The sequence below is a fragment of the Candidatus Brevundimonas colombiensis genome (assembly GCA_029202665.1).
GTDB classification, from domain to species: Bacteria; Pseudomonadota; Alphaproteobacteria; order Caulobacterales; family Caulobacteraceae; genus Brevundimonas; species Brevundimonas colombiensis.
In genome coordinates this window covers 2,663,184-2,677,386 of sequence record CP119326.1, presented here as the reverse complement: position 1 = coordinate 2,677,386, position 14,203 = coordinate 2,663,184, and the positions used below count along the sequence as shown (strand labels likewise).

General features: G+C 65.6%; 13 protein-coding genes and 1 tRNA gene. 9 read left to right on the top strand and 5 right to left on the bottom strand.

Annotation, left to right across the window (positions count from 1 at the left end; all coding sequences use genetic code 11):
* Positions 1-20: 20 nt before the first annotated feature.
* Both P0Y50_13110 and P0Y50_13105 read right to left on the bottom strand, forming a co-directional pair.
* Positions 21-239, bottom strand: a complete 219-nt coding sequence (locus tag P0Y50_13110) for a general stress protein (protein WEK39466.1) — start codon at positions 237-239, stop codon at positions 21-23.
* A gap of 126 nt (positions 240-365) precedes the next feature.
* Positions 366-524 (bottom strand): hypothetical protein, encoded by a 159-nt coding sequence (locus tag P0Y50_13105; GenBank protein ID WEK39465.1) that lies wholly within the window; start codon positions 522-524, stop codon positions 366-368.
* A 129-nt stretch (positions 525-653) separates the two neighbouring features.
* On the opposite strand from P0Y50_13105, the gene P0Y50_13100 reads away from it, so the two are divergent.
* Complete coding sequence (locus P0Y50_13100; protein ID WEK39464.1) at positions 654-947, top strand: hypothetical protein; 294 nt, start codon at positions 654-656, stop codon at positions 945-947.
* Between the two features lie 3 nt (positions 948-950).
* On the opposite strand, the gene P0Y50_13095 is transcribed toward P0Y50_13100, so the two are convergent.
* Positions 951-1,652, bottom strand: coding sequence for an MBL fold metallo-hydrolase (locus P0Y50_13095; protein ID WEK39463.1), 702 nt, complete (start codon positions 1,650-1,652; stop codon positions 951-953).
* A 191-nt stretch (positions 1,653-1,843) separates the two neighbouring features.
* On the opposite strand from P0Y50_13095, the gene tig reads away from it, so the two are divergent.
* From tig to P0Y50_13075, 4 genes are all read left to right on the top strand, one after another.
* On the top strand, positions 1,844-3,187 hold the full coding sequence (gene tig, locus P0Y50_13090; protein WEK39462.1) for a trigger factor: 1,344 nt from the start codon (positions 1,844-1,846) through the stop codon (positions 3,185-3,187).
* A gap of 140 nt (positions 3,188-3,327) precedes the next feature.
* Entirely contained in the window at positions 3,328-4,203 is an 876-nt protein-coding gene (locus tag P0Y50_13085) for a hypothetical protein (GenBank protein ID WEK39461.1), read from the top strand.
* A 96-nt stretch (positions 4,204-4,299) separates the two neighbouring features.
* The gene (locus P0Y50_13080) at positions 4,300-4,947 is read left to right on the top strand and encodes an ATP-dependent Clp protease proteolytic subunit (protein ID WEK39460.1); all 648 of its coding nucleotides are present in this window, start codon (positions 4,300-4,302) and stop codon (positions 4,945-4,947) included.
* Positions 4,948-5,020: 73 nt separating this feature from the next.
* Complete coding sequence (locus P0Y50_13075) at positions 5,021-5,341, top strand: hypothetical protein (protein WEK39459.1); 321 nt, start codon at positions 5,021-5,023, stop codon at positions 5,339-5,341.
* 2 nt (positions 5,342-5,343) lie between these two features.
* On the opposite strand, the gene P0Y50_13070 is transcribed toward P0Y50_13075, so the two are convergent.
* Positions 5,344-5,991: an HAD-IB family hydrolase gene (locus P0Y50_13070; GenBank protein ID WEK39458.1), complete on the bottom strand. Its 648-nt coding sequence runs from the start codon at positions 5,989-5,991 to the stop codon at positions 5,344-5,346.
* A gap of 194 nt (positions 5,992-6,185) precedes the next feature.
* Here P0Y50_13070 and clpX point away from each other — a divergent pair, with 194 nt between their 5' ends.
* From clpX to P0Y50_13050, 4 genes are all read left to right on the top strand, one after another.
* Positions 6,186-7,454 carry an ATP-dependent Clp protease ATP-binding subunit ClpX gene (gene clpX, locus P0Y50_13065; protein WEK39457.1) on the top strand — a complete coding sequence of 423 codons (1,269 nt, stop codon included), beginning with the start codon at positions 6,186-6,188 and terminating at the stop codon, positions 7,452-7,454.
* A gap of 345 nt (positions 7,455-7,799) precedes the next feature.
* Positions 7,800-10,196, top strand: a complete 2,397-nt coding sequence (gene lon, locus P0Y50_13060) for an endopeptidase La (protein ID WEK39456.1) — start codon at positions 7,800-7,802, stop codon at positions 10,194-10,196.
* A 103-nt stretch (positions 10,197-10,299) separates the two neighbouring features.
* Positions 10,300-10,575, top strand: a complete 276-nt coding sequence (locus tag P0Y50_13055) for an HU family DNA-binding protein (protein WEK39455.1) — start codon at positions 10,300-10,302, stop codon at positions 10,573-10,575.
* A gap of 33 nt (positions 10,576-10,608) precedes the next feature.
* Positions 10,609-10,685, top strand: a tRNA-Val gene (locus tag P0Y50_13050).
* A 59-nt stretch (positions 10,686-10,744) separates the two neighbouring features.
* Here P0Y50_13050 and P0Y50_13045 read toward each other — a convergent pair.
* Complete coding sequence (locus P0Y50_13045) at positions 10,745-14,044, bottom strand: autotransporter outer membrane beta-barrel domain-containing protein (protein ID WEK39454.1); 3,300 nt, start codon at positions 14,042-14,044, stop codon at positions 10,745-10,747.
* Positions 14,045-14,203: the final 159 nt, after the last annotated feature.

Here is a 14,203-nt window from a genome sequence, read left to right as displayed (position 1 = left end):
GATTTCGTAAGGTTGAACCCTCAGTCCGGCTTTTCCGCCGGGTCCTTCTTCGTGCCATGCGACGCCTCGCCGCCCTTGCGGCCGGCCTGGGCGGCCAGGCTGCGATCCTGGGAGAAGCTGCGTTTTTCGCTGGGAACGCTGGCGCCGCCCTTGCGGGCGATTTCGCGCTGGCGTTCCGGGTCCATTGAAGCAAAGCCTCGCTTGGAAACGCCTGAGGGTCGGGTGGGTTGGCTGTCCATCGGTCTTCCTTTCAGTGTCGCCGTTGCGCTTGCTGAAGTGAACCCAGTGACTCGGTGACGGTTCCGTTCGGAACCCTGTTTTACTGTCACGGCTCTGAGCATCTCGGGGCGCCTCGACTTCGGCCGTCAGCCATAGGGTCGCGAATCACCTTCATCGCCGCCGCCGGGTTCCATTGGCGGAACTTCGTCCGGCGTATCGGACGGCTCGATTTCGGGTTGGGGCGTGGGTGCAGGCGGAATTTCCGGCTGCGGGGCGCCCGAGGGCGTGGGTTCGATATAGGTCATGACGATCTCCTTGAAGCCTGGGGAGACAACGCCCGGCGCGACCCTGCGTTCTCCGGGTTTGCGCGCCTTCATGACGCAGGGGAACCTCGAGGGTTGCGGCTGGTTTGTTCTGCGAACCCGGAGATCGACATGACCCAGAGCCCCATCGCCGCCCCGACCCCCGACGATATCGTGGTCGAAGACGACAGCCTGACACAACGGCTGGACCGTCAGGCCGACGCCATCCTGTCCTCGGGCGAGGACGACAGCTTCGCCCCGACCGCCTCGGTGCGTCAGGCCGTGAAAGACGACGCCGAGCGAGTGCGCCAAAAGGTCTCGGACCAGATCGACGATGCGCGCGACGGCATCCGCGAGGAGCCGATGCGCACGACCCTGTACGCCCTGGGCATCGGCGTCATCATCGGCCTGTGGCTGCGTCGCTGATCGTCAGGCGGGGCCGACCGGCTCGCGCGGGACCGGCGCCCGCTTCAGCGCCGCATCGGACACGAACGGATTGGTGCGGCGTTCCTCGCCGAAGGTCGAGATCGGCCCGTGGCCCGGAACGAAGGTGACGTCGTCGCCCAGCGGCCACAGCTTCTCCACCACCGAACGGATCAAGGCGGGCGGATCGCTCATGGGGAAGTCGGTGCGTCCGACCGAGCCTTTGAACAGCACATCGCCGACCTGAGCGAATCGCGCGGCGCGATTGAAGAAGATGACATGGCCGGGCGTGTGGCCCGGACAGTGACGCACCTCCCATTCGGTTTCGCCCAGGCTGACCGTATCGCCGTCGTCCAGCCAGCGGTCGGGCGTGAACGGCCGTGCGTCGGGCAGGCCGTACATCCGGCCGCTTTCGACGATGCGGTCGATCCAGAACTGATCGGCCTTCTGTGGTCCGACGATCCGGACGCCCGACTTCTCCTGCATCTCGGCGGCCCCGCCGGCGTGATCGAGGTGGCCGTGGGTGATCCAGATCTGATCCAGCGTCAGGCCGCGCCGCTCGACCTCGCCCAGAACCGCGTCCACCGACCCGCCGGGGTCTATGACGGCGGCCTTGTTGGTCGCCGTGCACCAGACGGTCGTGCAGTTCTGCTGAAGCGGAGTGACGGGCGTGACGAAGACGCCGATGGGGGAGGCGGGCTGGCTCATCGGGCCAACATAGGGCCGGTCGATGCGCGAAACCACCGGCTGCGATCACGCTCGCGTTGACCTTTGGGGCCCTTCTCGACATAAGGGCGGGCTTCGAGGCGCCGCTCCACACGGGGCGGCCTTCTTGCTTTATCCATTCCGCGCCGGCCGTCTCGACGGCTCATGCGCCCCAGAGCGTCAGAATCCCGACCATGCAAGTCGTCGAAAAGTCGAACGAAGGCCTCAGCCGCGTGATCGCGGTCACCATTCCCGTCGCGGAGCTGAACGAGAAGCTCGACGCCCGCGTCAAGGAGGTCGCCCCGCAGGTGAAGCTGAAGGGCTTCCGTCCGGGCAAGGTGCCGGTCGCCCACGTCAAGAAGACCTTCGGCCGTGAGTTCATGGGCGAGATCATCAACGCCGAGCTGAACGAAACCAGCCAGAAGGCCCTGGACGAAGCCAAGATTCGTCCCGCCGCCCCGGCCGAGATGAAGCTGACCTCCGACATGGACAAGGTCATCGCCGGTCAGGAAGACCTGGCCTATGAGATGGCCCTGGAAATCATGCCCGATTTCACCCCGGTCGATCCCAAGACGCTGAAGCTGGAACGCCCGACCTATGAGGCATCGGACGCCGATCTGGACGAGGCCCTGACGGAACTGGCCGGTCAGGCCAAGACCTACGAGGACAAGAAGGGCAAGACCGTCAAGGCCGCCGAGGGCGACCAGCTGACGATCGACTTCCTGGGCAAGCTGGACGGCGAGCCTTTCGAAGGCGGCGCGGCCGAGGACGCGGACCTGGTGATCGGCTCGGGCCGCTTCATCCCCGGCTTCGAAGAACAGCTGACCGGCGCCAAGGTCGGCGACGAGAAGACCATCGAAGTGACCTTCCCCGAGGATTATCAGGCCGCCCATCTGGCCGGTAAACTGGCCACCTTCGACATCAAGGTGAAGGCCATCAAGGCCGAGGCCGAAGCCAAGATCGACGACGAGTTCGCCACCCGCATCGGTCTGGAATCGCTGGACAAGCTGAAGGAACTGCTGAAGTCCAACCTGGACCAGCAATACGCCGGCGCCGCCCGCTTCAAGCTGAAGCGCGCCCTGCTGGATCAACTGGATGAAGCCCACGACTTCCCGCTGCCGCCCAAGATGGTGGACGCCGAGTTCGACGGCATCTGGCAGCAGGTCGAGGCCGACAAGGCCGCCGGCCGTCTGCCGGAAGACGACGCCAAGAAGTCCGACGAAGACCTGAAGGCGGAATATCGCAAGATCGCCGAGCGCCGCGTGCGCCTGGGTCTGGTGCTGGCCGAGATCGGCCGCGCCAACAACGTCCAGGTCACCGACCAGGAACTGAACGCCGCCATCCTGCAGGAAGCCCGCAACTATCCGGGTCAGGAACAGGCTGTCCTGAACTTCTATCGCCAGAACCCGAACGCCGCCGCCCAGATGCGCGCGCCGATCTACGAAGAGAAGGTCGTCGACCTGATCGTCGGCGTCGCCGACGTCACCGACAAGCCGATCACCAAGGAAGACCTGCTCAAGGAAGAAGACGAGGGCTGATCCGTGCGGATTACAATCGTTTAACTGGCGGTTGTGTCACAATCTTCTGTAAAGCTTAGAGGGTCCGCGATGCGGGCCCTTTTTGCTTTTTGAGGCTGATCCTCATGTCCCTGTCCGGCGCGGCTCTGGCTGCTATTCTCATGTCCGGCGCCCATGTTCAGGACCCTGTTTCCACGCCGCCTCCTGTGGATCTTGAGGACATTACGGTCGAGGGACGTTCGAGACGGGAGGCTGCGCGTCAGTTCGTTCAGCGCGTCGCAGCCGCTCCGGCCGGCGCCCGGTTGGGGCGGTGGAATACGCCCATCTGCGTCAGCGTGGCCAATATGAAGGCGCCCTACGGACAGATGCTGGCGGATCGGATTGGCGATGTCGCGGACGAACTTGGGGTGAGCGTCGGAGCGGCGGGGTGTTCGCCAAACGTCCTGGTCATCGCCGCCGACGATGGTCCGGCCGTCGCATCCGCCTTGGTCGAAGGCTGGCGTCGCCGATTCCGACCGCCCATCGACAATACGAACATGGGGCTTGCGGCCCTAGAGCGGTTTAAGACCAGCGCGGCGCCTGTACGCTGGTGGCATATTTCATTGCCTGTATCTGCAGATACAGGGCAGCTGGCGGCGCGGGTCGCCGGGGAAGATCCGCCGAGCATCGCCTCGCGAAACGTCAGCAGAATGCGGTCGCCGCTGCGTTACGATCTTAGCTCCGCCACCGTTGTCATCGACATGAGCAAGGCCAACGGCGTGCTTCTTCCGGCCCTGCTGGACTATACGGCCATGGTGGTGCTCGCCCAGGTCGATCCACGATCCAACTATTCAGACCAGCCCACCATACTGAACCTGTTCAATGAGCCGGAAGGGGTCACTGGCATGACAGACTGGGACCTCGCCTATCTGCATGCGCTGTATGAGGCTGAACCTGATCGTGCTTCGGCGCGCGCCCAGGAGGCGGCGGTGTCGGACCGGCTGGAAGTCCGGCGCCGTCGGGCGACCGACGCGCCGGAAGAGTCACAGCCGCGCTGACCGCGCGCTTGCATACGCAGGCGTCGAACGCGATATGCTGAGTGCAAAGCCGTCGAATCCACTGCGGCCGCAGTCTGTAAGACCAAAAAGGCATCCATGCGCGATCCGATCGAACTGATGAACATGAACCTCGTGCCGATGGTGGTGGAGCAATCCAGCCGGGGCGAGCGCTCCTTTGATATTTTCTCGCGTCTGCTGCGCGAGCGGATCATCTTCCTGACGGGGCCGTTCGAGGACGGCATGGCGTCGCTGATCTGCGCCCAGCTGCTGTTCCTGGAATCGGAAAACCCGAAGAAGGAAATCAGCATGTATATCAACAGCCCCGGCGGTCAGGTGACGTCGGCGCTCGCGATCTATGACACCATGCAATACATCAAGTCGCCCGTCTCGACCGTGGTGATGGGCATGGCGGCCTCGGCCGGTTCGCTGATCCTGACGGCGGGCGCGGCGGGTCAACGGATCGCCCTGCCGAACGCGCGGGTCATGGTTCACCAGCCGTCGGGCGGGTTCCGGGGCCAGGCGTCGGACATCGAACTGCACGCCGCCGACATCCGCTACACCAAGAAGCGCCTGAACGAGATCTACGTCCACCATACCGGCCGCACCTATGAGGAGGTCGAGAAGACGCTGGACCGCGATCACTTCATGTCGGCCGAGGAAGCCAAGGCCTGGGGCATCGTCGACCACGTCTATGATCGCCGCGAACAGGCCGACGCCGATGGGGTGAAGACCCCCGGCCACTGATCCGACCGGACTGAAACCGGCAAGGGCGCGCCCATCGCGGCGCGCCCTTTTCATTTGTGCTATCGGAACCGTCATGCAGTTCACGCGAGATCAAACCGGCCAGATCGAGGTCGATGGCGAGGCCTATGTGTGGGAGCTGCGCCGCCAACCCCGGCCCAAGGGCGGCAATGTCTGGGAGGGGATGGCCGTCTCGCTGCGCCACCTGGACTACAAGCGCGAGGCCATCGTCCAGTTTCCGCCGCCGCTGCGGCCGAACGGCCGGCCTGACGTCGAGAAGCAGCGGGTCAATGTCGACGCGGTTCGCACCGCAGTCGCCTCGATCATGGCGGCGGGCTGGGACCCGACCACGCGCGGCAAGCCGATGGTGTTCGACGTCGACGCCGACGGAAACTGAGGTCAGGGCTTTTCGGTAAAGACCCGGAACCCGGCCTCCTGGGCCATGGCCAGCATTTCCGTGTCGCCCGAAGTGTCGCCATAGGCGGCGGCGAGCGTCATCGTGTCGCCATAGGCCGCCTTCAGCCGCCGCACCTTCTCAGCCCCGCGACAGTTCGGCCCGGCGAATTCGCCGGTGATCCGGTCCTCGGCGTCGAAGACGAACTCGGTCCCCAGCAGGCCCTCGGCGCCCAGGCGCTGCGCGAACGGGGCGACCGTCGTGACGGGCGAGGCGGTCACGATGACGCGGTGGGCGCCGCGCCGTCCCCAGTCGTCCCACACCTTCAGCGCGTCCGGCCGCATGAACCGGGGCCAGACCTGATCGGCGAACTGCGCGGCCTCCGCCTCCAGCGCCTGACGGTCCACGCCGTGCAGGAACTCACGCACCGAGGCCGCCTTGATCCGGCCCCGGTCGCGATCGCGGGCATAGGCGGCCAGGGCGGGGGCCAGCTTGACCAGACCCAGCGCCCACCCGCCCGGCCCGACGCGCCAGCGCAGGAATTCGGTGAAACTGTCGCGAATCGTCAGCGTGCCGTCGAAATCGAAGGCCACGATCGGCTGGCCGGGGCGGGGGGGCTGGCGCTCAAGCCCCGGATTTCCCATGTCAGACATTCGCCTTGATCCCCGTCGACACTGATCCGTCCACGCACTGCAACAATCCCCTATCGCCTTCGGGGTTGTCGTGGAACGTGTGATGGGTGATTGTCATTTTTTGAAGACCTTCGCAGCCAGAGTGCTGGAATCAATGTGAGGGAAGCGCGTTTCGGGCCATTTCGGTCCGCGCCGCGGGAGTGAGATAAGGGTCTATGACCAAAGCAGCCGGCTCAGACGCCAAAAGCACCCTGTACTGCTCGTTCTGCGGAAAGAGCCAGCATGAGGTGCGTAAACTCATCGCAGGCCCGACCGTGTTCATCTGTGATGAATGCGTCGAACTGTGCATGGATATCATCCGCGAAGAGCACAAGATCGGCTTCAAGAAGACGACCGACGGCGTTCCGACGCCGAAGGAGATTCGCGACGTTCTGGATGACTATGTCATCGGCCAGGCCCACGCCAAGAAGGTGCTGTCGGTCGCGGTGCACAATCACTACAAGCGCCTGAACCACGCGACGAAGAACAACGACGTCGAACTGGCCAAGTCGAACATCATGCTGATCGGGCCGACCGGCTCGGGCAAGACGCTGCTGGCCCAGACGCTGGCGCGCATCATCGACGTGCCCTTCACCATGGCCGACGCCACCACCCTGACCGAAGCCGGTTATGTGGGCGAGGATGTCGAGAACATCATCCTGAAGCTGCTTCAGGCGTCCGACTACAACGTCGAGCGGGCCCAGCGCGGCATCGTCTATATCGACGAGATCGACAAGATTTCGCGCAAGTCCGACAATCCCTCGATCACCCGCGACGTCTCGGGCGAGGGCGTGCAGCAGGCCCTGCTGAAGATCATGGAAGGCACCGTCGCCTCCGTGCCGCCGCAGGGCGGGCGCAAGCATCCGCAGCAGGAGTTCCTGCAGGTCGACACCGCCAACATCCTGTTCATCGTCGGCGGCGCCTTCGCCGGCCTGGAGAAGGTGATTTCGGCGCGCGGCGCGGGGGCCTCCATCGGCTTCGGCGCCCAGGTCAAGGAGATCGACGAGCGCCGCACCGGCGACATCCTGAAGGGGGTCGAGCCGGACGACCTGATGCGTTTCGGCCTGATCCCCGAATTCATCGGCCGTCTGCCGGTCCTGGCGACGCTGGAGGACCTGGACGAAGCGGCCCTGGTCACCATCCTGACCGAGCCGAAGAACGCCCTGGTCAAACAGTACAAGCGTCTGTTCGAAATGGAGAATGTCGACCTGACCTTCACCGACGACGCCCTGACCGCCGTCGCCAAGAAGGCCATCACCCGCAAGACCGGCGCGCGCGGTCTGCGTTCGATCCTGGAAGGCATCCTGCTGGAAACCATGTTCGAACTGCCGACCTTCGAAGGCGTCGAAGAGGTGGTGGTCAACGCCGAAGTCATCGACGGCAAGGCCCAGCCCCTGCTGATCTATTCGGAAGCCTCAAAGAAAAAGGCGGACGGCGCCGCCTGATCGAGCGTTCGCTGCACGAAGACAAAGGCCGGGGAGGGCGACTTCCCCGGCCTTTTTTCATGCGGTTCCGGCGCCACCGGGTTTCTTCCTTATTTGTGGAGCGGGGCCGCGACGCGGTGAAGGGAACCGGGTCCTTCCACTGGCGCCTGCGATGCGTTGGAAGGCGCGTTGCATCAAGCAGATGTGGGCCATTCGCCCGCCACGCTTGAACCGCGGGTCTTTCGAACCACATACTCATCCGAACGCCGTCGGAATCGACGGGTCGTCACGCGCTGGCCGGGCCTGTTGTCCGGACGACCGTGACGGCGGGCCGGAGATACGCAATGGCCCGGGAGTATGTGCATCATGACTGAATCCAAGATCCTGCCCGTCCTGCCGCTGCGCGACATCGTCGTCTTTCCGCACATGGTCGTGCCGCTGTTCGTCGGCCGCGAGAAGTCGGTGAAGGCCCTCGACGAGATCATGAAGGGCGAGAAGCAGATTCTTCTGGCCACCCAGAAGAACAGCGTCGACGACGATCCGTCGCCGGACGCCATCTATCCCATCGGCGTGCTGGCGAGCGTGCTTCAACTGCTGAAACTGCCCGACGGCACGGTGAAGGTGCTGGTGGAGGGCAAGGGACGCGCGCGCCTGACCCGCTTCACTGACCGCGAGGACTATTTCGAGGCCGAGGCCGTCGAGATCGAGGACGAGCCGGGCGAAACCTCTCAGGCCGAGGCCATGCTGCGCGCCGTGGTCGAGCAGTTCGAAAACTATGTGAAGCTGAACAAAAAGGTGCCGCCCGAGGCCCTCAGCTCCATCCCCCAGATCACCGACGCCTCCAAGCTGGCGGACTCGGTCGCCGCCCATCTGTCGGTCAAGATCGCCGACAAACAGGGCCTGCTGGAAACCTTCGACGTGCCCAAGCGGCTGGAGAAGGTCTATGGCCTGATGGAGGGCGAAATCTCGGTCCTTCAGGTCGAGAAGAAGATCCGCTCGCGCGTCAAGCGGCAGATGGAGAAGACCCAGCGCGAATATTATCTGAACGAGCAGATGAAGGCGATCCAGCGCGAGCTGGGCGAGACCGACGATGCGCGCGACGAGATCATGGACCTGGAGAAGCGCATCCGTAAGACGCGCCTGTCCAAGGAGGCCCGCACCAAGGCCGAGGCCGAGGTCAAGAAGCTGCGCAACATGAGCCCGATGTCGGCGGAATCGACCGTGGTCCGCAATTACCTCGACTGGCTGCTGTCTGTGCCGTGGGGCAAGGCCAAGCAAAAGCCGATCGACCTGCAGAAGGCCGAGGACATCCTGGAAGAGGATCACTTCGGTCTGGAGAAGGTCAAGGAACGGATCATCGAATATCTGGCCGTTCAGGCCCGCACCGGCAGTCTGAAGGGTCCGATCCTGTGCCTGGTCGGCCCTCCCGGCGTCGGCAAGACCTCGCTGGCCAAGTCCATCGCCAAGGCGACGGGGCGTGAATATGTCCGCATGTCGCTGGGCGGCGTGCGCGACGAGAGCGAGATCCGCGGCCACCGCCGGACCTATATCGGCTCCATGCCCGGCAAGATCATCCAGTCGATGAAGAAGGCCAAGACCACCAACGCCTTCGTCCTGCTGGACGAGATCGACAAGCTGGGCTCCGACTGGCGCGGCGATCCGTCCTCGGCCCTGCTGGAGGTGCTGGACCCGGCCCAGAACTCGACCTTCGGCGACCACTATCTGGAGGTGGATTACGACCTGTCGCAGGTCATGTTCGTGACGACCGCGAACAGCCTGAACATGCCGCAGCCGCTGATGGACCGGATGGAGATCATCCGCGTGTCGGGCTACACCGAGGACGAGAAGGTCGAGATCGCCAAGCGCCACGTCCTGCCCAAGCAACTGGCGGATCACGGGCTGAAGGACGGCGAACTGATCGTGCCGGACGAGACGATCCGCGACCTGATCCGCTACTACACCCGCGAGGCCGGGGTGCGTTCGCTGGAGCGCGCCCTGGGCGGACTGGCGCGCAAGGCGGTTCGCGAAATGGCCAAGACCGGCGTCAAATCGATCACGGTCGACGAGGCCAAGCTGGCCGACTATGCGGGCGTCAAGAAGTTCCGCTATGGCGAGACGGACGAGGAGGATCAGGTCGGCATCGTCACCGGCCTGGCCTGGACCGAGTTCGGCGGCGACATCCTGACCATCGAGGCGATCAAGATGCCCGGTCGCGGCCGCATGACCGTGACCGGCAATCTGAAGGAGGTCATGAAGGAGTCGATCTCGGCGGCGGCCTCCTACGTCCGCTCGCGCGCCCTGGCCTTCGGCGTCAAGCCGCCGGTGTTCGAGAAGACCGACATCCACGTCCACGTGCCGGACGGCGCCACGCCCAAGGACGGCCCGTCCGCCGGCGTCGCCATGACGGTGGCCATGGTCTCGGTCCTGACCGGCATCCCGATCAGGAAGGACATCGCCATGACCGGCGAGATCACCCTGCGCGGCCGCGTCACCGCCATCGGCGGCCTGAAGGAAAAGCTGCTCGCGGCCCTGCGCTCGGGCGTCAAGACCGTGCTGATCCCGCAGGAGAACGAGAAAGACCTGGCCGATGTGCCCGACAATGTGAAGTCGGCGCTGGAGATCGTGCCGATCTCCACGGCGGACGAGGCGCTGAAATGGGCCCTGGTCGGCACCCTGACGCCGGTGGAGTGGGACGAGGCGGCCGAACCGCTGCCGACGCCCGTGCCGCCGCTGGACGGGCCGGCCGCCACCGTCAGCCACTGACGCCGGGTTGAAGCCTGACGCCGCCGGAGACACCCTCCGGCGGCGTTTTCGCTTTTGACGCAACCGCCGATCTGCCGTTTAGTGATTCGGCTCGGAGGCGACGATGACCAAGGCAGAACTGATCGGCCGCATGGCCGCAGCGGCGGACATCAGCCGCGACCAGGCGAAATCGGCTCTGGAGGCCTTTACCGACGGCGTCGCCGAGGCCTTGACGCAAGGGCGGGACGTCAAGCTGATCGGCTTCGGCAGCTTCGTCGCCGTGGATCGCAAGGCTGGCGTGGCCCGCAATCCGCAGACCGGCGCCGCCGTGGCGCGCCCCGCCTCGCGCACCGCACGCTTTCGTCCCGGCGAAGGCTTGAAAAGCGCCTTGAACGGTTGAGGCGGGAAGGGCATAAGCCCGTCTCCGATCTGAGGGCGGCTAGCTCAGCTGGTCAGAGCATCTCGTTTACACCGAGAGGGTCGGCGGTTCGAACCCGTCGCCGCCTACCATACCAAAAGGCCGCCGGAGCGATCCGGCGGCCTTTCGTGTCTCTGGATGCGGTGTCCGATCAGAAGCGGAAGCTGGCCCGCAGCAGCAGCGAGTAGCGGACGTAGTCCTCCAGCAGCTCGGCGTCGCCGGTCAGCGACAGCATGCCCAGTTCGTTGCCGAAGTTCAGGCGGAAGCCCAGGATCGGCCCGCCGCCCTCGATCGCGTCTGGCGACAGGGTGAAGTCCGGGCCGCCGCTGGCGAAGCGGGCGATGGTCTTGCCGGCGTCCACCGAGATGTTCTGGCGATAGCCGACGCGCAGTTCCGGGCGGATCCAGCCGTTGCGGCCAAAGCCGTATCCGACGTTCATCGCCGCCACGGCGGAGAAGATGTGGCTGTCGCGCGAATCGATATTCAGGTCGAAGCCGTTGCCGCCGCCCGTCTCGCTGCGCGAACCTTCGGACAGGCTGAAATACTCGCCGTAGATTTCCGGGCGGACATTCAGGCGGCCGAAGTTGCGCTCGTAGGAGGCGCCGCCCGCGACGGCGGCGGTCCAGCCGTGCCAGTCGGACTTGTTGTTCAGATAGACGCCGCTGGCCACCAGGGAGCGGTCGGCGCTGAAGCTGGCGTAGCCGCCGGCCGCGCGCGCCCATGTCGTCCAGTATTGGCCCTGGGCGCGCCAATAGAGGCCCAGCTCCAGCAGGTTGGCGGACAGGACCTCTTCGGCCTCGGCCTCGGGATCCTTGATGTCCGACGAGGTGAAGGCCGCCGAAATGCCGAGCGCGCCCAGCCCCGTGCCTTTTTCCACGCCGCCCGCGACGCCGAAGCCTTCCGAACGGAAGCCGTAGGAATCGGTCTTGTCCTTGTCGGCGTAGAAGTTGATCTCCTGCACCCAGGCGCTGGTCTCGCCCGGGGCGGCGACGGCGTTGCGGCCGGTCAGGGCGCGGGTCACGGCATCGACGCCGGCCGACAGCGACATCAGGGGGCCGCCCGAGTGGTCGGGCAGCATCTGCTCATAGGCGCCGATGAAGCCGTCGCGCGTCGTCTGCGACAGGAACAGGTTGCGCACGGCCTCGTTGGACCCCAGCGCCGCATAGACGGCGTCATAGGCCGACGCCTCGACCGGGATCAGGTTCGCCTCGGCCGCCGAGCGGCGACGGGCGTCGACATAGACGGTGTTGGCCGCCTGATCGACCCCGGCCTCGACCACATAGAGGTAGGGCGAGTTGTCGGTCAGCTGGCTCTGGTTGATCTGGCCGACATTCAGCGAACCGGCGGTGATGATGTTGAACCGCTCGGGCCCGTCCAGCAGGGACGAGAAGCGCACGCCCAGCTTCGAGCCGGTCGCCAGGGTCGCGTTGCCGCTGACGTTGAAGCCGCCGGCGCGGTCGTTGGCGGGATCGAGATTGACCAGCAGCGCGCCTTCGGCGCCCACGTTCAGGCTGGAAATGTTGACGGCGCCGGTCTGGGTCGCGTTCAGCGTGCCCTTGCCGATATTGATGTCCAGCAGGTTGTCGCCGTTCTTGATGGCGCCGGTCACGATGGCGCCGCCGCTGATGTTCAGCTTGTCCGCTCCGGCGCCGAAGTCGATGTCGCCGTTGACGATGCCGTTCTCGATGTTCAGCGTGTCGGCGCCCGAACCCAGCTTGATCGCGCCGACGATGGCCGGCTCGTTGGCGTCCGGCACGCCGTCCTTGTCGGTGTCGACAGCCGTGCTGCCGGCGGGGGCGAGGATGCCGTACTGGCGCAGGGTGACGCCCGAGGTGTTGGCCGACAGGTCAATGGCGGTGACGGTTCCGGTCACCGGGTTCGTGTCCGCGGCGTTGGGCGTCAGGGAGCCGATGATGGAGCCGGCGTTGGTCAGCTGGGTCAGGGTGCCCGACTGATCGTGGATGACCACGGCGGAGCCCTGATTTCCGCCGAAGGAGGCGACCAGGTTGCCGGTATTGGTCAGGGAGCCGACGTTGGCGCCGGCGCCGATCAGAATGCCGGTCGCGTTCTGGGTCAGCTTGCCCGAGGCCACGGCCTGGATGGCGCCGGTGTTGACGATGGCGGGCGCGGTCACGCCGGAGCCGATCCACAGGCCGGTGGCGTTGGCGTCCAAGGCCGTGGAGGACACGCCGCCTTCATTGCGCACGCCGCCGACGACGTTGACGGCCTGGCCGCCCGAGACGCCGAGCTGGACGGCGCGCGATTCGACGCCCGAATACAGGCCGGACCCCGTGATGGAGCCGCGATTGATCAGGCCGTACGCCGCATCGCCCGTGCCGACCGCGCCCAGGGTCACCGCCTGGGTGGTCGAACCCACCAGCAGGGCCGGCGCGCCGCCCAGCGAGGTGATGGAGGCGGTCGTTTCGCTGACGTCGGGGATGCCGTTGCCGTTGCGGTCGGGGTCGTCGCGGTTCTTGATGCCGTCGCCGTCGTCGTCCTCGTCGCCGTTCTTGACGCCATTGCCGTTGTCGTCGCCGTCGATGCCGGCGGCGGAATAGGCCAGCGCCTTGTCCAGCAGGACGCCGCCCGCGACGTTCGCGCCGATGCGAACCGCCGGTCCGCCCTGAAGCAGGTCGTCGGCGTCCAGTTCATCCAGGAACAGGGTGGTGGCGTTGTCGAAGGTGCCGGTCGCCGGACGCGCGGCCGGCGGGGTGGTGTAGCGATAGCCGGTGGCGACGACCGACGAATGGATCTTCACCGCCCCGCCCACATCGCCCTCGATCGACACGCCGGTCGCGTTCGCGCCCAGGGCCGCGATCGAGCCGGACAGCTCGACATTGCCGGAGATCGGCCCCGTCGTGCGGATGCCGGCCGTGTTGTCGCCCGTCACGCGGATCGTGCCCAGGCTCTGCAACTTGCCGTTCAGGCCCGTCTCGACCGCCAGGCCGTAGGAGTTGTTGCCCTCGACCGTGATCGCCCCAGTACCTTCGACCAGGACATTGCCGGTGAAGGGCGACGGACCGACCACGCGCACGCCATAGCGGCCGGTTCCGGTTGCGAAGGGACCGTCCAGGTCGCCGTCGCCGTCGGTGTCCTTCACATCGGCCGTTTCCTGGGTGTCGTTGACTGTGATGGCGCCGCCGACGGTCACCGATCCGGTATTGCCGCCGTTGACAAGGAGGCCGGTCGACCCGTCGGCCGACTTGTCCATGATGATGGAGCTGCCGCTGTCCAGATCGACGGAGTGGTTCGAGTCCAGCGTCACCGCCGCACCCGAGGCCACCGCGACGCTGCCGCCGCTGGCCAGGCGAATGTTGTCAGGGCCGGTTCCGGTCGCATTGGACGTCTGGATCGGCGTGGTGCGGGCGTTCGAGATCACGATCTCGGCCTGTGATCCGGTGGCGGCCATCAAGGGGGCGATCGCCACGGCGGTCGCGAGCAGAATACGCATTCGGTAGAAACCCCTGGTGGTCACGCACAACGGTACAGGCGACCCCTTAGCAGGGTCTGCGCCAGCCTTCCTCAAGTTTATCGAATTTGAGGCGAATACAAGGCCACAACCGTCGGCGGCCCTGTCTATGACGAGACTGGCGTTCTGTGAAACTCAAGC